The organism is Candidatus Accumulibacter sp. ACC005 (assembly GCF_907163215.1).
In the GTDB taxonomy this organism is placed as follows: domain Bacteria; phylum Pseudomonadota; class Gammaproteobacteria; order Burkholderiales; family Rhodocyclaceae; genus Accumulibacter; species Accumulibacter regalis.
Genome location: NZ_CAJQUB010000001.1, coordinates 292,222 through 313,829, shown reverse-complemented (window position 1 = coordinate 313,829; position 21,608 = coordinate 292,222). Strand labels below are relative to the sequence as shown.

Here is a 21,608-nt window from a genome sequence, read left to right as displayed (position 1 = left end):
TCACTCGGCAGCTTCGGCCTTTGCGTCGAGCGCCTCGGATTCGCCGCCCTTGCTGGCCTCCTTGGCCTCCTTGACCTCCTTGGCCTCTTTGACGTCTTTCGCCTTCTCGGCTTTTGCGGCCTTGGCTGCTTTTGCCGCCTTCGGGACCTTGGGTTCCTTCATCGGCGCGAGCTTCAGCTCCTTCTCGATCCGCTCGCAGATGGTCTGCAGGACCTTGACGCGCGCGAAATACTTGTCGTTGGCCTCGACGATGGTCCACGGAGCGGTTCCGGAACTGGTGCGATCCATCATGTCGCAGACAGCCTCATGGTAGGGCCCGGCCTTGTCGCGGTTACGCCAGTCTTCCTCGGTTATCTTGAAACGCTTGTGCTCAACCTCCGCGCGCTGCTCGAAGCGCTGCAACTGTTCCTCGTCAGTGATCTGCAGCCAGAACTTGATGACGATACCGCCAGCGTGGAAGATATCGTGTTCGAAATCGTTGATTTCGGCGTAAGCGCGCTGCCAGTCGGCTTCGCTGCAGAAGCCTTCGACTCGCTCGACCAGCACTCGGCCGTACCAGGTGCGGTCGAAGATCACCACCCGTCCGAGACGCGGCATATGCCGCCAGAAGCGCCAGAGATACGGCTGCGCGCGCTCCTCCTCGGTCGGTGCAGCGATCGGAACGATCTGATACTGGCGGGCGTCCATGGCCGAAATGATGCGCCGGATGGCGCCCCCCTTGCCGGCCGCATCGGAGCCCTCGAAAGCGAGAATCAAGGCGCGTTTCTTGAACTCCGGGTGACGCGTCAGCTCCGCCAGGCGCCCCTGCCACTTCGCCAGCTCGGGTGAGTAAACGCTCTTCGGCAGGCTTTGCGACATGTCCAGCGCACTGAGCACGTCAAGACCGTCGATGCGTGGCGACAAGGCTGGCGCGACCGGCGTGCTCTGCGGCGGCCGCTTGTCCGCCAAACGCTGCTGGACGGCGTCGAGAATCGTCTTGCCAACGGTCAGCGAACGATAGCGGTCGTCGGTCCCTTCGACGATAATCCACGGCGCCCCGGGCGTACTGGTGGTACGCAGCAGATGACCGGCCACTTCCTGCAGTTTGTCGTAGGTCTTCAGACGATCCCAACTGGCCTTGGTGACTCGCCACTTGGTCAAGGGGTTGGCTTCGATGTCGGTCAAGCGCTGCCGTTGTGCGTCCTTGGACAGGTGAATCCAGAACTTGAGCACCAGCGCGCCCTCATTGACCAGCATCGCCTCGAAGCGGTTGAGTTCGTCCATGCGCTGATCGAAAGCGGAGCGCGGCATTTCGCCGCTGATGCGTTCGGCGATCGGCGCCGAATACCAGGAGCCGGAGAAAATTCCGACCCGACCTTTCGGCGGCAGTGCCCGCCAGTAACGCCACATCGACGGGCGCGCCTTCTCTTCGGCGGTGGGAGCGTAGAAGGCATGGGTCGACAGGAAGCGCGGGTCCATCCACTCGTACAGGACATTGATGGTTTCGCCCTTGCCCGATCCATCGACACCGCTGATCAGAACGATCACCGGAAAGCTGCCGTTCTCGCTCAACTGTCCTTGCACCTCAAGCAGCGCCGCGCGCAACTTGGGGACCTCTTCACGGTAGGTTGCCTTGTCGATCTTGTGTCCCAGCTCGGCCGATTCAAACATTCCTTACTCCTCTTTCAGGTCACCCCACAAAAACTGGATCGCCGCGAGCGCAGCCAGACCGGCGGTCTCGGTGCGCAGGATACGCGGGCCGAGACGCACCGACAAAAAACCGCACTGCGACGCCAGTTGCATTTCCTCTGGCGCCAGTCCACCCTCGGCGCCGATCAGCAGTTCTACACGCGTGCCGGGGACAGGCGCCGGCACGCCCATCAACGAGCATCCGGCAGTCGGCGCGAGCAGCAAGCGCAGGACATCCGACCCGGGCCGGCGCGCCAACCAGTCGCCAATGCTCTCCGGTGCGGCGACCTCCGGCAGACGGTTTCTGCCGCACTGTTCGCCGGCGGCGGCGACGACACCTCGCCAGTGCTCGAGCCGACGCAGGGCGCGCTCGTCGGCGAGACGCACCACACTGCGCCGCGAAACCACCGGCACGATACGCTGGACGCCAAGTTCGACCGCCTTCTGCACCGTCAAGTCCATTTTTTCACCCGCCTGCAGCGCCTGCACCAGGGTGATCGCAAGCGGCGATTCACGCTCGATGGGCGACCAGCCGAGGACCTCGACGCTGACTCGCGAACGCTCGACAAGTGCTATTCGCGCGGAATATTCCCCCCCGCTGCCGGTGAACAGCGTCAAGGCAGCGCCGCTGCGCAGGCGCAAGACCTTCAGCGCATGATGCGCAACGCGTTCGGGCAATTCGACGCGCGCGCCGACCAGCAGCGGGATCGGGCAATGAAAACGGGGATCATTCACCATGTTATTATAAAAGCTTAGCTACTGGATGGTCGTTCTTTGGAGGCAGCCCTGTCATGGCGCTCAATACACCGGTGTGTGACTTCGGCTGGCAAGCCGTAGACTTCGAACTCGAGGACACCACGGGCTCACGACATACGCTGGATTCGCTCCGTGGCCCGAACGGGCTGCTGCTGATGTTCATTTGCAACCACTGCCCGTACGTCAAGGCAATCATCGACCGCATCTGTCGCGACGCACGCGAAGTGCAGGCACTGGGCATCGGCGTCGCCGCGATCATGAGCAACGACCCCAGCGAATATCCCGAGGATTCTCTTGAAAACATGCAGCAACTGGCCCGCCAGCGCAACTTTTCCTTCCCCTACCTCTGCGACACGACACAGAACGTCGCGCGCAGCTACGCGGCCGTTTGCACACCCGACTTCTTCGGGTTCAACGGCCGACTGGAGCTGCAGTACCGCGGCCGTCTCGACGCCAGCGGCCGCCTGCCCGCGGCGACGGACGCTCGTCGCGAGTTGCTGGAAGCCATGCGCATGGTCGCCGAGACCGGACAGGGTCCTCGCGAACAGGTCGCCAGCATCGGTTGTTCGATCAAATGGCGCGCCTGATTCACGATGAACGGTATCGATAGTGCGGCCAGACTGGCGGCCGCTGACAGCGAACTCAAACGCATGCTCGACGGCGTTGTCGCGCTGGTCCGCGAGGTGGCGCAGCGCGAGATAATGCCGCGCTTCCTGCGCGTCATTCACGATCAGCGCAAGGACGACGGGTCCTTCTGCTCGGAAGCGGATGTGGCTGCCGAAAATTTCCTGCATGGACGTCTGCTGAAGATCCGCAAGTGCCCGATCATCGGCGAAGAGATGACGCCGGAGACGCAACGTGCTGCCTGGCATGGCGGCAGCAACGACAACGACGGGCTGTGGTGCATCGACCCGATCGACGGCACGACCAACTTCATCAACGGCCTCCCCTTCTTCGCCGTTTCGGTGGCCTGGATACGCGCGCGGCGGACGCGGCTGGCGGTGACCTACAACCCGATCACCGACGAAATGTTCTATGCTCGCGAAGGCAACGGCGCCTACCTCAATGGCCGCCGCCTGCCGCTGCGCGCGGTAACGGCCGACATCGGGCGCGCCGTCGGCGGCGTGGACTTCAAGCGCATCCCCAAGCAACTCGCTGATCGCATTGCCGTCAGCCCGCCGTTCTATTCACAGCGCAACTTCGGCAGCTCGACACTCGACTGGTGTAACCTCGCCGCCGGCCGTCTCGACCTCTACCTGCACGGCGGCCAGAAACTCTGGGACTACGCCGCTGGCAGCCTCATCCTGCGCGAAACCGGCGGACAGGTGTGCACCCTGAGCAACGATGACTATGACGCCGAAGACGTCTGGCGTCGCTCCGTGATCGCCGCACTCAACCCAACGGTCTTTGCCACCTGGCGCAACTGGGTGCGACAGAACAGCCTGCCGGCAACGACCCAAAGCTGAGCGGCAGCGGCGCCTAGCGGCCGGGATCGCTGGGCAGTTCCCCCGCGGTCTGCCAACTGGCAGCCAGCGACGTGGCAATCTCACCGGAATCGAGCGAGGCCGCCACCGCGACTCGCTCGCTGGCGCAATGGAGGCCGGCGCGCTGCAACCAGTCGTGGCTGAAGTAGGTATCCGCGTAGCGCTGCCCGGCGTCACAAAGCAGGGTCACCACCGAGCCGCTTTCGCCACTCGCGCGCATCTCGTCCATGCACGCCAGCGCGGCGATCAGATTGGTGCCCGTCGACGGGCCGACGCTGCGTCCCAGACGCGTGGAGAGCTCGTACATCGCCGCCACCGACCAGACGTCCGGCACCTTGACCATGGCGTCGATCACCTCGGGCAGGAACGACGCCTCGACGCGTGGCCGGCCAATACCCTCGATGCGTGAGCCTTTGTGCACACGTAGCTCCGGGTCCCGGTGGCGATAGTGGTCGAAAAAGACCGAGTACTCGGCGTCCGCGGCGCAGACGCGCGTTGGCCGCGCACGGTAGCGCACGTAACGGCCGAGGGTAGCGACGGTACCGCCGGTACCGGCACTCGAGACCAACCAGCTCGGAACGGGGTACTTTTCGAGCCGCATCTGGTCGAAAATCGACTCGGCGATGTTGTTGTTGGAACGTCAGTCGGTTGCTCGCTCGGCGTAGGTGAACTGATCCATGTAGTAACCACCGAACTTGTCGGCCAGGCGCTGTGCTTCGCTGTAGATGCTCATCGGGTCGTCAATGAAGTGGCAGCGGCCGCCCTGGAATTCGATCGCCGCAACCTTCTCCTGCGACGTCGACTCCGGCATCACGGCGAGAAAAGGCAGGCCGACGAGGCGGGCAAAATAGGCCTCGGAGATGGCCGTCGAACCGCTCGACGCCTCGACCACCGTACTCCCCTCGCGTAACCAGCCGTTGCACAGCGCATAGAGAAACAGCGAGCGCGCCAGACGGTGTTTGAGACTGCCCGTGGGGTGACTCGATTCGTCCTTCAGATAGAGATCGACGCCCGGGAAACCGGGTAGCGGCAAAGGGATGAGGTGGGTATCGCTGGAGCGCTGGAAGTCGGCTTCGATGCGGCGAATGGCAGCCAGCACCCAGCTCTTGTCGGCGCCGCGAGAGAGTCCGGAAGTCGTCTTCATGCAGCGAGCTTAACAGGGCAGCCGGCGGGAGACAAAGGCATCCCTCACGGCGCCACGGCGCGTGGCTTATGCGCCGCTGCACGTGTGCTGCAGCGCTTTTTCGGGTAAACTTTACTAAATCACTCAGGTATACATCAAAGGAGTTTTGGCAACCATGGCTGTAACGATTGAAGCCGTACAGGCGGCGCTGAAGGATCTGATCGATCCGAACACCGAAAAAGATTACCTGTCGACGCGTTCGGCGAAGAACATCAAGGTCGAGGGGGCCGACGTCTCGCTGGAGATCGAACTCGGTTACCCGGCGAAAACACAGCTCGACGAAATCCGGCGGGCGGTGATCGAGAAACTGAGAACAATCGCCGGAATTGGCAATGTCAGCGTCAACGTCAGCGTCAAGATCGTCGCCCATACCGTACAGCGCGGACTGAAGCCACTCCCCGGCGTCAAGAACATCATCGCCGTGGCCTCCGGCAAGGGCGGCGTCGGCAAGAGCACGACGGCCGTGAACCTGGCCCTGGCGCTGGCGCAGGAAGGCGCCACAGTGGGTTTGCTCGACGCCGACATCTACGGCCCTTCGCAGCCGCAGATGCTCGGTCTGGCGGGCCAGAAGCCGGAGTCCGAGGATGGCAAGACGATGGATCCGCTGCGTGCGCACGGCCTGCAGGCGATGTCGATCGGCTTCATGATCGATATCGATTCGCCGATGGTCTGGCGCGGACCCATGGTCACACAAGCCCTCGAACAGCTGCTCAAGCAGACCAGCTGGGACGACGTCGATTACCTCATTGTCGACATGCCGCCGGGAACCGGCGACACGCAGCTGACGCTGGCGCAGAAGGTTCCCGTGACGGGCGCGGTGATCGTCACCACGCCGCAGGACATCGCGCTGATCGACGCCCGCAAGGGCCTCAAGATGTTCGAGAAGGTGGGCATCCCGATTCTCGGACTGGTCGAGAACATGAGCATCCACATCTGCTCGCAGTGCGGCCACGAAGAACACATCTTCGGCCACGGCGGCGGTCAGCAGATGTGCCAGGACTACGGCACCGAGTTCCTCGGCGCCCTGCCACTGGAGCTTTCGATCCGCGAGTTGACCGATGCGGGCACGCCAACCGTGGTCGGCGCGCCGGACTCGCGGGCGGCCGAGATCTACCGCACGATTGCTCGTCGGCTCGCGCTCAAGGTGGCCGAGCGCAGCCGCGACATGAGCGCCAAGTTTCCGAGCATCGTCGTCCAGAACACCTGAGCGCTGGAGAAAGAGGCGTGCCGGCGCCATTGGCGCTGCCACATTGCACCCGGCCGTGCGCCGGGTCGCCTGGCAGCCCGACGAGAAGCGGTTCCTTCTCCCGGCTGGACGCCGTAGAATGGGCACCTTTCCAGGGTTAGCACGGTAGGGTGAGCAGCGATGTCGATCAAGTCGGACAGGTGGATCCGCCGCATGGCGGTAGAGCACGGCATGATCGAACCTTTCGAGCCGAACCAGGTGCGCGAGATCGACGGTCGCCGGATCGTCTCCTACGGCACTTCGAGCTACGGTTATGACATTCGCTGCTCGAACGAATTCAAGCTCTTCACCAACCTCAACTCGACGATCGTAGACCCGAAGAACTTCGATCCGAATTCATTCGTCGAGGTCAAGAACGACTTCTGCATCATCCCTCCGAACTCGTTTGCCCTGGCCCGCACGGTCGAATACTTCCGCATCCCACGCAGCGTGCTCACCGTCTGTCTCGGCAAGAGCACCTACGCGCGCTGCGGGATCATCGTCAATGTGACGCCGTTCGAACCCGAGTGGGAAGGCCACGTGACGCTGGAGTTTTCGAATACGACACCGCTGCCGGCAAAGATTTACGCCAACGAGGGCATCGCTCAGGTCCTGTTCTTCGAATCCGACGAGGAATGCGAAACCTCGTACAAGGATCGGGCCGGGAAATACCAGGGCCAGACCGGCGTGACACTGCCGAAAATGTGACCCCTGCATGAACGCCAGCCGTATCGTCGCCGGGCAACAAGCGTCGCCAACGCAGCCTGGCTCGCCGGACCCGGGTCGTACCACTCTTGATTTCGTACTGGACTGGCCATGCACCTCGATTTCCCGGTAATCATCATCGACAAGGACTACCGTTCGGAAAGCACCGGCGGTCTGAGCATCCGGGCGCTGGCCAAGGCCATCGAGAAGAAGGGCTTTGAGGCGCTTGGCGTCACCAGCTATGGCGACCTGACCTCGTTTGCCCAGCAGCAAAGTCGCGCCTCGGCGTTCATCCTGACCATCGACGACGAAGACTTCAGGGAAGGCAGGGCCGAACCGACCGTCGCCAGCCTGCGCGCCTTCGTCAAGGAAATCCGCTGCCGCAACGAGGACATCCCGATCTTCCTGTATGGCGAAACACGCACCTCGGTGCACATTCCCAACGACGTCCTGCGCGAACTGCACGGCTTCATCCACATGTTCGAAGATACGGCCGAATTCATCGGCCGTTACGTCATACGCGAGGCCAAGGCCTACCTTGATAGCCTGGCGCCGCCGTTCTTCCGCGCACTGACGCACTATGCGGAGGACGGTTCATATTCGTGGCATTGCCCGGGCCACTCGGGCGGCGTAGCCTTCCTGAAGAGCCCGGTTGGGCGCATGTTCCATCAGTTCTTCGGCGAGAACATGCTGCGCGCCGATGTCTGCAACGCGGTCGAGGAACTCGGCCAATTGCTCGACCATACCGGCCCGGTCGCCGCCTCGGAGCGCAATGCGGCGCGCATCTTCTGTTCCGATCACCTTTTTTTCGTGACCAATGGCACTTCGACGTCGAACAAGATCGTCTGGCACTCGACCGTCGCGCCAGGCGACGTGGTCATCGTCGATCGCAACTGCCACAAATCGGTGCTTCACTCGATCATCATGACCGGCGCGATACCGGTATTCCTGATGCCGACCAGGAACCACTACGGAATCATCGGACCGATTCCCAAGGAACAGTTCCGCTGGGAAAACATCCGCAAGAAGATCGAGTCGCATCCCTTCGCCCGCGACGTCAAGGCCAAGCCGCGCGTGCTGACCATTACCCAGAGCACTTACGACGGCATCCTCTACAACGTCGAGGAAATCAAGGAGATGCTCGACGGCGCGATCGACACGCTGCACTTCGACGAGGCCTGGCTGCCGCATGCCGCGTTCCATGATTTTTATGGCGACTACCATGCGATCGGGGCTGACCGGCCGCGCTGCAAGGACACCATGATCTTCTCGACGCAATCGACGCACAAGTTGCTCGCCGGCCTGTCGCAGGCGTCACAAATCCTGGTACAGGATTCGCAAGAGCGCAAACTCGACCGCGACATCTTCAACGAGGCCTATCTGATGCACACCTCGACGTCGCCGCAGTACGCAATCATCGCTTCCTGCGACGTCGCCGCGGCGATGATGGAGGCACCGGGCGGAACGGCGCTGGTCGAAGAATCGATTGCCGAAGCGCTCAACTTCCGGCGCGCGATGCGCAAGGTCGAACAGGAGTGGGGCGCCGACTGGTGGTTCAAGGTCTGGGGACCGGACGATCTTTCCGAAGAAGGCATCGAAGAACGCGCCGCATGGATCCTCAAGCCCGGCGAACGCTGGCATGGCTTTGGCATGCTCGCCGAAGGCTTCAACATGCTCGATCCGATCAAGGCGACGATCATCACGCCGGGACTGGATGTCGATGGCGACTTCGCCGACTGGGGAATTCCGGCGGCAATCGTCACCAAGTATCTGGCCGAACACGGCATCATCGTCGAGAAGTGCGGCCTGTATTCCTTCTTCATCATGTTCACCATCGGCATTACCAAGGGCCGTTGGAACACGATGGTCACCGAACTGCAGCAGTTCAAGGACGGCTACGATCAGAACCTGCCACTGTGGAAAGTGATGCCCGAGTTCCTGGCCAAGAACGCCCGTTATGCCGGCTACGGGCTGAAGGACCTGTGCAAGCAGATTCACGGCATCTACGCGGCCAACGACGTCGCCCACCTGACCACCGAGATGTACCTCTCGGACATGGAGCCGGCGATGAAACCGACCGACGCTTTCGCGCGCATGGCGCACCGCGAGATCGACCGTGTGCCGATCGACCAACTCGAAGGGCGGATCACCAGCACCTTGCTGACGCCCTACCCACCGGGAATTCCGCTACTCATTCCCGGCGAGCGCTTCAACGCCACCATCGTCCGTTACCTTCGCTTCGCGCGCGATTTCAATGAGCGCTTCCCGGGCTTCGAAACCGACGTCCACGGCCTGGTCAAGGCAGTGGTCAATGGCAAGCCGGTCTACTCGGTGGATTGCGTTCGCTGAGAACGTGCTGCCGCCCCTTCCGCCCACTCTTTTGTCAGGATGCCGAACTGATGGTAGCGGCATCTGCCGCTGAAGAGTCTTCAACGAGGCGCACGACTCCGTCAGCGCCGACGGCAGTATCTTCGAACTTCAAGAGCGTGATCCGGTGGTTGTCCATTTCCAGCACCGTCAGACGGCCACCTTCGAGCTCGACGGAGTCGCCAATTTTCGGCACGTTGCCCAGCTTCTTGTAAAACAGCCCGGCGAGAGTAACGTAGTCATCGTCCAGCGGGAACGGGAAATCGAGCAGGTTTTCCAGATCGGTTACCCGCATCGATGCGTCGATCTCGTACTGACTGCCGACCAGCTTCTTCAGCCGCCTCCCCTGACGCGTGAATTCGTCCTCGTACTCGCCGACGATTTCTTCGAGAATATCTTCGAGGGTGATGATCCCTTCGGTGCCACCGTATTCGTCGATCACGATCGCCATCTGCTGACGGGTGCGCTTGAACTCCTTGAGCAGGTCGCTCAGCGACTTGCTGTTCGGAACGATAAACGGCGCCTGCGCAAAATCGCCGACCGGTCGCCTGCTGACCTCTTCGAGTGTCTGGCCGCTGCTTTCCGCCATCACCGTCAGCAACTCCTTGATCGCCACGACGCCCGTAATCCGGTCGAGGCTCTTGTCGCAGATCGGAAAGCGCGCGTGCGGCACGTCACGGAAGACCCGCAAGGCATCGGCAAGCGTGTCATCCTGCGTCAAGGCGCGAATGGCCGTACGCGGAATCATTGCCTCGCGTACCGTGTGTTCGTCGAGCTTGAAAACCCCGCGGATCATCTGCGTCTCCTCGGGGGCGAGCGTGCCGTCCTTCTCGCTGGCCGAGAGAATCATGCGAATCTCCTCGACTGACATCGTGAAGTGACTTTCCCCATGGCCTTCCAGATTCCGCTGCCCGAAGAGCCTGAGTAGAGCGTTCGAGGACATCTTCATGACGTGTATCAGTGGTTTGAAAGTCAGATACAGGACGTTGATCGTCCCGCCGACGGCCATGCTCAGTTGTTCGGCCTTGTGGAAAGCGAGGACCTTGGGCGCCAGTTCGCCAGCGACCACGTGCAGAAAGGAAATGGCGATGAAGGCGAAAACGTAGGACATGGTATGCGCAGCCTTGGTCAGAGCTGCGCTGTCGCCGAAGAGCATGAAAAGGGCGACGAAGGTCGAATCGGTCAGCGTGCTTATCGTCTCCATACCGACCGCGCCCAGGCCCAGGGAAACCAGGGTGATACCCACCTGGGTCACCGAGTAGAAGCGCTCCGGTTCATTGTGCAGCATCTCGACCCTTGCCGCGCGCTTGTCACCCATCTCGGACAACTGCTTGATCCGGCTACGACGGGCCGACGAGATGGCGATCTCCGAGCCCACGAAAAAGGCGTTGCCGGCGATGAAGACCAGAATAAGTACGAGATTGATATAGATAGTCATTTGTTCCATGCCATCACTCCTCCGATATCTGCAGTAACCGAAAGACCCATTGGGGGTCCTGGTGCGACCGATGGCACCGATTTGGCGGCTCGCCAGCGTGCGGCCTGGTCATGCATGTTTTTTGCGTTTTTCGTCCGCTTCCGGCTGTCATTTGCAATTGCGCGCGAATAATACGCTATTTGTGCGCGCAGACAGCTATCTTGGCGTGCCGTCAGCCGCGCCAAAACCTCGCGCCACGCGCACCAACCCCGCCGCTCTCCCGGGCGAAAGCATGGCACCCGGTTCAGGGCAGGCAGCCCAGCAGCATTGCGGTAGAATGCGCGCTTCGTTGTCGAGCAGGAAACGCGCCGTGAATGGCATCACCATCGCCCTCTCGAAGGGCAGAATTTTTGAAGAGACGCTGCCGCTGTTGGCCGCCGCCGGCATCGAGCCGCTCGAGGATCCCGAGACCTCGCGCAAGCTGATCATCCCGACCAGCCGGGCTGACGTGCGCCTGGTCATCGTCCGCGCCACCGACGCGCCGACGTACGTGCAGTACGGAGCCGCCGACCTCGGCGTCGCGGGCAAGGATGTCCTGCTCGAACACGGCAGCGAGGGGCTGTACCAACCGATCGACCTGAGAATCGCCAAGTGTCGAATGATGGTCGCCATTCCTGCCGGCTTCGATTACGGCAACGCCGTCCGCCAGGGTGCGCGACTCAAGGTCGCCAGCAAGTACGTGAACATCGCTCGCCAGCACTTCGCCGCCAAGGGAGTGCATGTTGACCTGATCAAGCTCTACGGCTCGATGGAGTTGGCGCCGCTGGCCGGTCTCGCCGACGCCATCGTTGATCTGGTATCCACCGGCAGCACGCTGAAAGCGAACAATCTCATCGCCGTCGAGCACGTCATGGATATCTCGTCGAGCCTGATCGTCAATCAGGCGGCGCTCAAACTGAAGCGCGAGGCACTGGAGCCGATTCTCGACGCCATCGCCGCGGTCGTCGACCGATGATCGCGATCAAGCGCCTGAACAGCGCCGACGCCGATTTCGCGACCAGACTCGACGCCCTGCTCGCTTTCGAGGCGACACAGGACGAGGGCATAGAGAGAACGGTCGCCGACATTCTGGCCGATGTCAGAGCCCGCGGCGACGCAGCGGTGATCGAGTACACGCAGCGTTTCGACGGCCTGCAGGCGAGCTCGATGACGGCACTGGAGATTCCTCAGAAAGCGCTGCAGGAAGCGCTGCACGGCCTTCCGGTTGCGCAGCGCCAGGCGCTCGAAGCAGCGGCGAGCCGTGTACGCAGCTACCATCAACGGCAGACCCTGCAGAGCTGGCAATACGAAGATGACGGCGCAGGAACACGCGGCACCATGCTTGGCCAGAAGATCACGCCGCTCGACCGCGTCGGTCTCTATGTGCCTGGCGGCAAGGCGTCGTACCCGTCATCGGTACTGATGAACGCCATTCCGGCGCGCGTCGCCGGTGTCGGCGAGTTGATCATGGTCGTACCGACACCTGCCGGCGAGCAGAACCCGCTGGTCCTCGCTGCCGCGGCGCTGGTCGGCGTCGATCGCGTGTTCACCATCGGCGGCGCGCAGGCGGTTGCGGCGCTGGCCTATGGCACGCAAACGGTTCCGCCGGTAGACAAGATCGTCGGCCCTGGCAACGCCTACGTCGCCGCGGCCAAGCGCCGCGTCTTCGGCGTCGTCGGCATCGACATGGTCGCCGGCCCATCGGAGATCCTGGTGATCTGCGATGGCCATACCGACCCCGACTGGGTGGCGATGGATCTGTTTTCGCAAGCCGAGCACGACGAACTGGCGCAATCGCTGCTGCTCTGTCCGGACGCCGCGTATATCGAGCGCGTCGCGGCGGCACTGGAAAGACTCCTGCCGACCATGCCACGCCGGCAGGTCATCCGTGCCGCGCTGGAAAATCGCGGCGCACTGATCGAGGTGCGCGATCTGGACGAGGCTTGCCGGATCGCCAACCGCATCGCTCCCGAACACCTCGAACTGTCGCTCGAGGACGCGGAAGCCTGGGTGGCGAAAATCGACCACGCCGGTGCGATTTTCATCGGCCGCTACAGCTCCGAGTCGCTGGGCGACTACTGCGCGGGTCCGAACCACGTTCTGCCGACCTCGGGCAGCGCGCGCTTCTCGTCGCCGCTGGGGGTCTATGACTTTCAGAAGCGGACCAGCCTGATCCGCGTATCGCAGGCGGCGTCGAAAACGCTGGGGCGCATTGCGGCGACGCTGGCCTACGGCGAAGGCCTGCCGGCACACGCCAGATCAGCCGAGTATCGCATCGAAAGCTGAGCGCGACGCCTGGCGACGCTCAGCGCCGCGGCGCAGCGCTCAAGCGAGGATTTCGCGCAAGGCCTCGACCAGGAGTTCGCCCTGCACGTCGGTACCAATCGTGATGCGCAGGTGCTGGTCGATACGCGGCAACTTGAAGTGGCGGACGATGACCCCGCGCTGCCGCAGTGCGGCGGCGAGTTCGCCCGCATCGTGCAGCCGGTGGCGGACAAAGACAAAGTTGGCCGCCGACGGCAAGACCTCGAAACCCAGCCCCCGCAAGTCGCTGCACAGCGCCTCGCGGCTGCGCATGACGGCTTGCCGCGTCGCTTCGAGATACGCCTGATCGCTGATCGCGGCAACGGCGCCGGCAATCGCCAGACGATCGAGCGGATACGAGTTGAAACTGTTCTTGACACGATCCAGCGCCTCGATCAGCGCGCACTGGCCGACCGCGTAGCCGACGCGCAGGCCGGCCAGCGAATGCGCCTTGGACAGCGTGCGCACGACCAGCAGGTTCGGGTGTTCACTGACCAGCGCCATCGCCGACTCGCCGCCGAAGTCCACGTAGGCTTCGTCGACGACGACCACCGATTGCCGATGCCGGGCCAGCAGCGAGGCGATCGCTGGTAGCGGCAGCAGGCAGCCGGTTGGCGCATTCGGGTTCGGAAAAATGATGCCGCCATTGGGCGCAACATAGTCGTCGATACGGATCGCGAAATCCTCATCCAGCGGCACGGTCGCATAGGCGACGTCGTGCAAGCCGCAATAGACCGGATAGAAGCTGTAGGTGATGTCGGGGAAAAGGATCGGCAACTCGTGCTTTAGCAGCGCCATGAACACATGCGCCAGCACTTCGTCCGAGCCGTTACCGACGAAGACCTGCTGGGCGGTGATAGCGAAATCTGCAAAGCGGGCGGCGACGGCTTCCTTGAGGCGATCCGCAGCCGGATCCGGGTACAGTCGCAACAACTCGCCGCCGTTGCGCAGCTCTTCGCTGATCGCCTCGACAACACGTGGCGATGGCGGGTAGGGATTCTCGTTGGTGTTCAGCTTGACCAGCCTGGCCAGCTTCGGCTGCTCGCCGGGAACGTAGGGCGTCAGGCGATGAACGAGGGAACTCCAGTAGCGGCTCATGAAAGGCGGCTCGGGTCGGATGCAAGGGAAGCATGAAATGGTATCATGCGCCTCTGTCGGTCAAGCTGCGTTTGCCGATCACAGGCACCGTTTCAGTGCCGACACACGAAGCACGAAGATTTTTCTTCAGACCCGACGTTTTTTGCCACCCTGCGATGGTCTCCCGATGCGGCAAGCAGAAGTTTCCAGGAATACACTCGAAACCCGGATCACCGTTCGACTGAATCTCGATGGCAGCGGCCAGAGCAGCTTCGCCACCGGCGTCCCCTTTCTCGATCACATGCTCGAGCAGATTGCGCGGCACGGCCTGATCGACCTCGAAGTGAAAGCCGAAGGCGACCTGCACATCGACGCGCACCACACCGTCGAGGATATCGGTATCACCTTCGGCCAGGCGCTGGCCAGGGCGCTGGGCGACAAGAAAGGGCTGCGCCGCTACGGACACGCCTATGTGCCTCTCGACGAAGCACTTTCGCGCGTGGTGATCGACCTCTCCGGCCGGCCAGGCCTCGAGTTTCATGTCGATTTCAAGCGCGCGATGATTGGCGCCTTTGACGTCGATCTGATACATGAGTTCTTCCAGGGCCTGGTCAATCATGCCTTGCTCAGCCTGCATATCGACAATTTGCGTGGCGACAATGCGCACCACCAGGCGGAAACGGTATTCAAGGCCTTCGGTCGTGCGCTGCGCGCAGCCGTCGAGAGCGATCCTCGCGCCGGCGCCAGCATCCCGTCGACCAAGGGCACGCTCTGATGATCGCGGTCGGCGCAGCCAAGGAAAAGATCGTCGTTGTCGATTACGGAATGGGCAACCTGCGTTCGGTCTGGCAGGCGCTGGCCCACGTCGCCGATGGCCGCCAGGTGCTGGTTTCGTCGGATCCGGCCGAAGTCACTGCCGCCGAACGCGTGGTTTTCCCCGGCCAAGGCGCGATGCCGGACTGCATGCGCGAGATTGAGACCCGCGGCTTGCGCGCAGCGGTGCTCGAAGCCGCCCGCAACAAGCCTTTCCTGGGCATCTGCATCGGCCAGCAAATGCTCTTCGACCATAGCGACGAAGGCGATGTGCCAGGCCTGGGCCTGATCGCCGGCGGCGTGCACCATTTTCCCGCCGAAAAAATGTTCGACGCGACGGGCAGCAAGCTCAAGGTGCCGCACATGGGCTGGAACGAGGTCAGGCAGGCCAGACAGCACGCGTTGTGGAAAGGAATCGACGACGGCGCACGCTTCTATTTTGTGCACAGCTACTTCGTCGAACCCCTCGACGAGGACTATGTCGTCGGCACCACCACCTACGGCATACCCTTTACCAGTGCGGTGGCTCGGGATAATATCTTTGCCATTCAGTGCCACCCGGAAAAGAGCGCCGTTGACGGGCTCACCCTGCTGGCCAACTTCGTCGCCTGGAAGCCTTGACCGAGGCTCGCTCTCCCTCCTTCCGGCGCCCTGCCCACCCTCCTCTCAACTCACTTCACAGATTCTTTCGACATGTTGATTATCCCCGCGATTGACCTCAAAGGCGGACAGTGCGTCCGGCTCAAACAGGGCCTTATGGACCAGGTGACTGTCTTCTCCAGTTCGCCCGGCGAGCAGGCTCGGGAGTGGCTGGCACAAGGCGCCCGACGCCTGCACGTGGTCGACCTCGACGGCGCGTTTGCCGGCAAGCCAAAAAACGAGAGTGCGATCAAGGAAATCGTTCAGGCCGTCGGCGACGATATTCCCATCCAGCTTGGCGGCGGCATTCGCGATCTCGACACCATCGAGCGCTGCCTCGACGATGGCGTCAGCTACGTGATCATTGGTACCGCGGCGGTCAAGAATCCGGGCTTCCTGCATGACGCCTGTGGCGCTTTCCCCGGTCATATCATCGTCGGTATCGACGCCCGCGAGGGCAAGGTGGCCGTTGAGGGCTGGTCCAAGATGACCGGGCACGACGTCATCGACCTGGCCAAGAAGTACGAGGATTACGGCGTCGAGGCGATCATCTACACCGATATCGGTCGCGATGGCATGCTCTCCGGAATCAATATCGAGGCCACGGTAAAGCTTGCCCAGGCGCTCCTGATCCCGGTCATCGCCAGCGGCGGCCTGTCGAACATCGACGACATCCGGCGGCTTTGCGCGGTCGAGCAGGAAGGGATCAGCGCCGCTATCGCCGGCCGCGCCATCTACGACGGCTCGCTCGATTTTGCCGTGGCGCAGGCGGAAGCAGATCGGGCGGCGAATGCCTGAGCTTGCCGCCGCCATCTGGCAAGCTCAAGGCGCTGACTGACCGTGGGCCTGGCCAAACGCATCATTCCCTGCCTTGACGTGACCGCCGGCCGCGTCGTCAAGGGCACCAATTTCGTCGAACTGCGCGATGCCGGTGACCCGGTCGAAATTGCTCGCCGCTACGACCAGCAGGGTGCCGACGAAATCACTTTCCTCGACATCACGGCCTCATCGGATCAACGCGACATCATCCTGCACGTCGTCGAGGCCTGCGCAGCGGAGGTCTTCATTCCGCTGACCGTCGGAGGAGGCGTACGCTCGGTGGCCGACGTCCGCCGCTTGCTGAATGCGGGCGCAGACAAGGTGAGCATGAATACCGCGGCCGTCGAAAACCCGGACCTGGTCGCCGACGCTTCGGCGAAAGTCGGAAATCAGTGCATCGTCGTGGCCATCGACGCCAAACAGGTGGCACCGGGAGAATGGCAGGTGTTCACCCATGGCGGGCGCAGGAACACCGGTATCGACGCCATCGCCTGGGCGCGCCGCGTTCAGCAACTCGGCGCCGGCGAAATCCTGCTCACCAGCATGGATCGTGATGGCACGCGCAACGGTTTCGACCTGCCCTTGACGCGCGCCGTCTCCGACGCCGTCGACATCCCGGTAATCGCCAGTGGCGGTGTCGGCAATCTGCAGCATCTCGCAGACGGCGTCACCGACGGTCGTGCCGATGCCGTTCTGGCAGCGAGCATCTTCCACTTTGGCGAGTTCACCGTTCATGAGGCCAAGACGTACATGCGCGAGCGGGGGATCGAGGTCCGCCTGTGAGTGATCTGAACCCCGCTCAAGACTGGCTGGACGCCCTCAAGTGGGACGAGCAGGGAATGCTTCCGGTGATCGCCCAGGACGCTGGCAGTGGTCGGGTGCTGATGTTCGCCTTCATGAATCGGCAATCGCTGCAGGAGACGGTAAACAGCGGTAGCGCTGTATACTGGTCGCGTTCTCGGAAGCGGCTGTGGCGCAAGGGCGAAGAATCCGGTCATGCGCAACGCGTACGCTCGATTCGTACCGACTGCGACGGCGACGTGCTGCTGCTGGCGATCGACCAGACGGGGGGAATCGCCTGCCACACCGGTCGCGAGAGCTGTTTTTTCTATCAACTGCAGGGGGAAATGTGGGCGGCGGTCGACCCGGTGCTCAAGGATCCCAGGGAAATCTACGGTAAATGAACATGGACATGCTGCACCGGATCTCAGAGACGCTGCTTGCACGCCGCAAGGCAGACCCGGAAACCTCTTACACGGCACAATTGATGGCCAAGGGACCGGATGCGATCCTCAAGAAGATCGGCGAAGAAACCGCCGAGTTGATCATGGCCGGCAAGGAAGGCAACCGCTTGCACGTGGTCTGGGAGTCGACCGACGTGCTCTACCACACGATGGTGTTGCTCGCCTTCTACGGTCTGTCGATCGAAGATGTGCTGCAGGAAATGCGGCGCCGCGAAGGCGTCTCGGGAATCGACGAGAAGAAGTCGAGGAAGAGCTGAGCCATGGAAGACTGCCTGTTCTGCAAGATCGTCGCCGGCAAGATCCCGGCGCGCAAGGTCTACGAAGACGACGAGGTCCTTGCCTTCCACGACATCAAGCCGGCTCGTCCGGTGCATGTTCTGGTGATTCCGAAGCGGCACATCACGTCGCTGGCGAGCACCACCGAGACCGATCTGCCCGTCCTCGGCAGAATTCTGGCCATCGCCAACCGCCTGGCCTGCGAACAGGGTAGCCCGGATGGTTTCCGGCTGATCATCAACACCGGACCTATCGGTCACCAGGAAGTCCAGCACCTGCACGCACATATCGTTGGCGGGCCGGAACCGGTCGGGCCGATGCTCAAGCGAGCCTGACGGCGAGCCGCGAACGCCGCTTCCGCGTCGGCGGCAGTGGACGACTCCCCGCCGTATTTCATCTTAATGGAGACCTGACATGGGTTCTTTCAGCATCTGGCACTGGTTGATCGTTCTGGTCATCGTCCTGCTGGTTTTCGGGACCAAGAAGCTACGCGGACTGGGCTCCGATCTCGGCGGTGCGGTCAAGGGTTTCAAGGAAGGCATCAAGGAAGCGACCGGCGAGGATCAGGCCACTGCCGATAGCGCAGCACCACCCCAGCAGCAAGCCACTCAACAGGTCAACGACGCGCAAACCATCGAGGGCGAGGTGCGCGAAAAAACCAAGAGCTAGCCGAGGCCGGCGGCGTGAGCGCGTCAGCCAAGGGTCACCTGACGGCCACCTGCACGGGGCATTTCTCATCGCTTACTCAATCACCGGCGGCCAATGTTTGATATCAGCTTTACCGAGATGATCGTCATAGGGGTTGTCGCCCTGGTGGTGATCGGTCCAGAGCGGCTCCCGAAAGTGGCGCGTACGGCCGGGCACCTGCTCGGACGCGCACAGCGTTACGTCAGTGACGTGAAATCGGACATCAATCGCGAAATCCAGCTCGACGAACTGAAAAAACTGCGCACCGAGATCCAGGATTCCGCGCGCAGCGTCGAGCAGTCGCTGAGCGGCGAAATGCAGGCCGCGCGCCAGGCCATGACCCATACCGCGCAGGCGGTCAGCGGCGACGCGAGCCCCCCAGCCGCGAGCCCCCCTCAGCCGAGCCTGGCCCCGTCGCCCGAGCCGACGCAGCCGGCCATGGCCGGCACCGCGACCCCGGCGACGAACGCAGCCGGCGGCCCCGACAAGCCGGCGGCAACGGTCTGATCAAACGATGAACGAAGAAACCGGAGACTCGTTCCTCTCGCATCTGGTCGAGCTGCGTGGCCGCCTGATCCGCGCGCTGATCGCCATCGGCATCGTCTTCGTAGGTCTCTTCCCCTGGGCCAAGGAACTCTATTCGCTGCTCGCACAACCCTTGCTGGCGAAACTGCCACTGGGTGGGCAGATGATTGCCACCGACGTGATCGGCGTCTTCCTGGTGCCCATGAAAGTGGCGCTGATGGTCGCTTTCCTGATCGCCCTGCCCTACGTCCTCTATCAGATCTGGGCCTTCATCGCCCCGGGTCTCTACGCCCACGAGAAGAAGCTGGCCCTGCCACTGGTCGGGGTGAGCGTCTTCCTGTTCTTCGTCGGCATGGCCTTCGCCTATTTCCTGGTTTTTCCGACCGTTTTCGGCTTCATGGCCAAGGTGGCGCCGGAGGGCGTCGCCTGGATGACCGACATCGAGAAGTACCTGTCCTTCGTCATGACCACCTTCATCGCCTTTGGCGTCACCTTCGAGGTCCCGGTGCTGGTTGTCGTCCTCGTTTATGCCGGCATCGTCGACCTCGCCAAACTGAAGGAATGGCGTCCCTACGTGATTGTCGGCTCGTTCGTCGTCGCCGCAGTCTTTACGCCGCCGGATGTCATTTCGCAGTTGATGATGGCCATCCCGATGTGCCTGCTGTTCGAACTCGGGCTGATGCTGGCACGCTTCGTCACCCGACGAGCAGCGCGTCAGGAGGCGCCGGACGAGCAGGAAGCTGACCCCACAAGCAGCGCCGAATGGACAGCACTGAACCGCGACGAGATGAACAAGGCTGTCGCCGACCTCGGAGCGCGACCGCAAGACCAGAAACCCGACGCCTGAAACGCAACGCCGCCACGGCCACCTGCATCACCAACGCCTGAGCATCGGCGATTCAGGCGTCCGGCGGCTGCGGCCCGGCGACGGTCAAGCGATGGGTGACCGGAGCGCCCTCCTCGAACAGCCAAAGACTGCCGCTGGGCATCGTCGTCCACGATTCATTGTCGGTCAGCGGCACGGTGGCGATCACGGCCACGCGGTCATCGGGCGTCGTGACGTCGCTGAAGTCGATGCTCAAATCCTGGTCGCTCAGGTGCGCGACGGCAAACGGTGCCTGGCGAATGATGTAGGTCAGCCTGGTCGAGCAGTGCGCAAACAGGCAGTCGCCGTTCGACAGCAGGAAGTTGAACGCGCCCAGCGCGCCGACTTCCAGGGTCAGCTGATGCAGGGTCTCGAACAACTGCGCCTGACTCGGCGGACGACTGGCAAAACGCCGCCGCAGATTCTGCAGCAACCAGCAGAAGGCGCGCTCGCTGTCGGTATCGCCAACCGGCGTGAAACTCCCGTCGAGTTCGGGAGCGAAGTCGGGCAGGTGGCCGTTGTGCGCAAAAATCCAGTAGCGACCCCAGAGTTCACGCATGAAGGGATGCGTGTTTTCGAGCGCGACGACGCCCTGCGTCGCCTTGCGGATGTGCGCGATGACGTTTTCCGAATGAATCGGATAGCTGCGCACCACGCCGGCCAGCGGCGAGGAACACGACGCCAGCGGCTCGAGGAAGACCCGCGTGCCGCGACCTTCAAAGAAAGCGATCCCCCAGCCGTCCGAATGCACGTCGGTGGCACCACCACGCGCCTGGAATCCGGCAAACGAAAAGCAGATGTCGGTCGGCACATTGCAGTTCATGCCCAGCAATTGGCACATTTTGCATTCTCATCGTTACGCGACAGCAGGAACGCCATGCCTGCCAGCGCTTGTTCGTCTGTACGCTTTCCCACCCCTCAGCAACGCAAGGGTGATTCACTTCGAAGGCAGCTGGCCGCCTCACCGCGTCATGTTACTGAAAACGGGTGGGTCCGGGATGGAACGTTGACCTTCTCGATCTCGGTATCCGGGGGTCCAGAACAAGATCGTGATCGGCATCGCTCTGAGCCGCACTTTGCCACCACGCGAACTCACCCTCTTGACCCGAAGCGCTCATCCAACCTTCCACGACGTCAGCGGCAGGTTTCCGGATCCAGCGGCCGTTGGCGCCACCCTGCGCGGACGACCGGCATGGCCCGTTTACCGGACGCAAAGCGAAAATTACGCCGAACTGCTGATTTGCCCTTACCACTACGACAGGATTCGACCTCCCAGAATCAGTCGCAACCTTGGTGCCAATGTCAGTTCTATTGGCGTGCGCAAGCCAGCGCAATGGCCGTCAAATGGCGCGGCCATACTCATCACGGGCGACTTGTTGCAAGCCGGTTCAGCCCGTAAGGCAACGGCGTTGGATCACGTGATGGCGGCATGATTCGGGCAGCAAACTGTCGGAATTTTTTACACTCGCGTGCTTTCTCTTTCTCTGCGATCGCAATTCGTTGAATAAACAGCAT

The 21,608-nt window shown here is 62.4% G+C and carries 23 protein-coding genes and 1 pseudogene; 18 read left to right on the top strand and 6 right to left on the bottom strand.

Features of this window, described 5'->3' with window-relative positions:
- The gene (gene pap, locus QZ613_RS01455) at positions 1–1,650 is read right to left on the bottom strand and encodes a polyphosphate:AMP phosphotransferase (RefSeq protein ID WP_043565217.1); all 1,650 of its coding nucleotides are present in this window, start codon (positions 1,648–1,650) and stop codon (positions 1–3) included.
- A 3-nt stretch (positions 1,651–1,653) separates the two neighbouring features.
- Positions 1,654–2,406 (bottom strand): 16S rRNA (uracil(1498)-N(3))-methyltransferase, encoded by a 753-nt coding sequence (locus tag QZ613_RS01450; protein WP_043565218.1) that lies wholly within the window; start codon positions 2,404–2,406, stop codon positions 1,654–1,656.
- A 53-nt stretch (positions 2,407–2,459) separates the two neighbouring features.
- Here QZ613_RS01450 and QZ613_RS01445 point away from each other — a divergent pair, with 53 nt between their 5' ends.
- The gene (locus QZ613_RS01445; RefSeq protein WP_291863318.1) at positions 2,460–3,011 is read left to right on the top strand and encodes a thioredoxin family protein; all 552 of its coding nucleotides are present in this window, start codon (positions 2,460–2,462) and stop codon (positions 3,009–3,011) included.
- Between the two features lie 63 nt (positions 3,012–3,074).
- Positions 3,075–3,890, top strand: a complete 816-nt coding sequence (locus QZ613_RS01440) for an inositol monophosphatase family protein (protein ID WP_043565320.1) — start codon at positions 3,075–3,077, stop codon at positions 3,888–3,890.
- Positions 3,891–4,050: 160 nt separating this feature from the next.
- On the opposite strand, the pseudogene QZ613_RS01435 reads toward QZ613_RS01440, so the two are convergent.
- A pseudogene (locus tag QZ613_RS01435) lies at positions 4,051–5,052 on the bottom strand (PLP-dependent cysteine synthase family protein); the annotation flags it as partial.
- Between the two features lie 154 nt (positions 5,053–5,206).
- Between QZ613_RS01435 and apbC the strand changes: the two are divergent.
- The 3 genes from apbC (at position 5,207) to QZ613_RS01420 (ending at position 9,370) form a co-directional block, all read left to right on the top strand.
- Positions 5,207–6,298, top strand: coding sequence for an iron-sulfur cluster carrier protein ApbC (gene apbC / locus QZ613_RS01430; protein WP_043565224.1), 1,092 nt, complete (start codon positions 5,207–5,209; stop codon positions 6,296–6,298).
- Positions 6,299–6,457: 159 nt separating this feature from the next.
- A complete protein-coding gene (dcd, locus tag QZ613_RS01425) occupies positions 6,458–7,024 on the top strand; it encodes a dCTP deaminase (protein WP_043565226.1) in 567 nt (188 codons plus the stop codon).
- Positions 7,025–7,132: 108 nt separating this feature from the next.
- Positions 7,133–9,370, top strand: coding sequence for an arginine/lysine/ornithine decarboxylase (locus QZ613_RS01420; RefSeq protein WP_043565228.1), 2,238 nt, complete (start codon positions 7,133–7,135; stop codon positions 9,368–9,370).
- 34 nt (positions 9,371–9,404) lie between these two features.
- Here QZ613_RS01420 and QZ613_RS01415 read toward each other — a convergent pair whose 3' ends face one another.
- Positions 9,405–10,835, bottom strand: a complete 1,431-nt coding sequence (locus QZ613_RS01415) for a hemolysin family protein (RefSeq protein WP_043565229.1) — start codon at positions 10,833–10,835, stop codon at positions 9,405–9,407.
- Positions 10,836–11,175: 340 nt separating this feature from the next.
- Between QZ613_RS01415 and hisG the strand changes: the two genes are divergently transcribed.
- Positions 11,176–11,820, top strand: coding sequence for an ATP phosphoribosyltransferase (gene hisG / locus QZ613_RS01410; RefSeq protein ID WP_043565231.1), 645 nt, complete (start codon positions 11,176–11,178; stop codon positions 11,818–11,820).
- Complete coding sequence (gene hisD / locus QZ613_RS01405; RefSeq protein WP_043565233.1) at positions 11,817–13,130, top strand: histidinol dehydrogenase; 1,314 nt, start codon at positions 11,817–11,819, stop codon at positions 13,128–13,130. Before hisG ends, hisD begins: the two co-directional genes overlap by 4 nt.
- A gap of 39 nt (positions 13,131–13,169) precedes the next feature.
- On the opposite strand, the gene hisC is transcribed toward hisD, so the two are convergent.
- Positions 13,170–14,246, bottom strand: a complete 1,077-nt coding sequence (gene hisC, locus QZ613_RS01400; protein ID WP_043565234.1) for a histidinol-phosphate transaminase — start codon at positions 14,244–14,246, stop codon at positions 13,170–13,172.
- A gap of 166 nt (positions 14,247–14,412) precedes the next feature.
- Between hisC and hisB the strand changes: the two genes are divergently transcribed.
- The 10 genes from hisB (at position 14,413) to tatC (ending at position 20,075) form a co-directional block, all read left to right on the top strand.
- Complete coding sequence (gene hisB, locus QZ613_RS01395) at positions 14,413–15,000, top strand: imidazoleglycerol-phosphate dehydratase HisB (RefSeq protein WP_043565235.1); 588 nt, start codon at positions 14,413–14,415, stop codon at positions 14,998–15,000.
- Positions 15,000–15,659, top strand: a complete 660-nt coding sequence (gene hisH / locus QZ613_RS01390) for an imidazole glycerol phosphate synthase subunit HisH (RefSeq protein ID WP_043565237.1) — start codon at positions 15,000–15,002, stop codon at positions 15,657–15,659. Before hisB ends, hisH begins: the two co-directional genes overlap by 1 nt.
- A gap of 72 nt (positions 15,660–15,731) precedes the next feature.
- Positions 15,732–16,475: a 1-(5-phosphoribosyl)-5-[(5-phosphoribosylamino)methylideneamino]imidazole-4-carboxamide isomerase gene (hisA, locus tag QZ613_RS01385; protein WP_043565238.1), complete on the top strand. Its 744-nt coding sequence runs from the start codon at positions 15,732–15,734 to the stop codon at positions 16,473–16,475.
- A gap of 42 nt (positions 16,476–16,517) precedes the next feature.
- The gene (gene hisF, locus QZ613_RS01380; RefSeq protein ID WP_043565240.1) at positions 16,518–17,279 is read left to right on the top strand and encodes an imidazole glycerol phosphate synthase subunit HisF; all 762 of its coding nucleotides are present in this window, start codon (positions 16,518–16,520) and stop codon (positions 17,277–17,279) included.
- On the top strand, positions 17,276–17,680 hold the full coding sequence (hisI, locus tag QZ613_RS01375; protein ID WP_291863325.1) for a phosphoribosyl-AMP cyclohydrolase: 405 nt from the start codon (positions 17,276–17,278) through the stop codon (positions 17,678–17,680). Before hisF ends, hisI begins: the two co-directional genes overlap by 4 nt.
- A complete protein-coding gene (locus tag QZ613_RS01370; protein ID WP_042335393.1) occupies positions 17,677–17,997 on the top strand; it encodes a phosphoribosyl-ATP diphosphatase in 321 nt (106 codons plus the stop codon). The genes hisI and QZ613_RS01370 overlap by 4 nt, the downstream gene beginning before the upstream one ends.
- Before the next feature lie 3 nt (positions 17,998–18,000).
- Positions 18,001–18,351 carry a histidine triad nucleotide-binding protein gene (locus QZ613_RS01365; protein WP_043565245.1) on the top strand — a complete coding sequence of 117 codons (351 nt, stop codon included), beginning with the start codon at positions 18,001–18,003 and terminating at the stop codon, positions 18,349–18,351.
- 79 nt (positions 18,352–18,430) lie between these two features.
- Positions 18,431–18,685, top strand: coding sequence for a Sec-independent protein translocase subunit TatA (gene tatA, locus QZ613_RS01360; RefSeq protein ID WP_043565246.1), 255 nt, complete (start codon positions 18,431–18,433; stop codon positions 18,683–18,685).
- Positions 18,686–18,778: 93 nt separating this feature from the next.
- Entirely contained in the window at positions 18,779–19,210 is a 432-nt protein-coding gene (gene tatB / locus QZ613_RS01355; protein WP_043565247.1) for a Sec-independent protein translocase protein TatB, read from the top strand.
- A gap of 7 nt (positions 19,211–19,217) precedes the next feature.
- A complete protein-coding gene (tatC, locus tag QZ613_RS01350; protein ID WP_291863330.1) occupies positions 19,218–20,075 on the top strand; it encodes a twin-arginine translocase subunit TatC in 858 nt (285 codons plus the stop codon).
- A gap of 52 nt (positions 20,076–20,127) precedes the next feature.
- On the opposite strand, the gene QZ613_RS01345 is transcribed toward tatC, so the two are convergent.
- Positions 20,128–20,934, bottom strand: a complete 807-nt coding sequence (locus QZ613_RS01345; protein WP_291902264.1) for a class II glutamine amidotransferase — start codon at positions 20,932–20,934, stop codon at positions 20,128–20,130.
- Positions 20,935–21,142: 208 nt separating this feature from the next.
- Between QZ613_RS01345 and QZ613_RS01340 the strand changes: the two genes are divergently transcribed.
- On the top strand, positions 21,143–21,526 hold the full coding sequence (locus QZ613_RS01340; RefSeq protein ID WP_291981295.1) for a hypothetical protein: 384 nt from the start codon (positions 21,143–21,145) through the stop codon (positions 21,524–21,526).
- Positions 21,527–21,608: the final 82 nt, after the last annotated feature.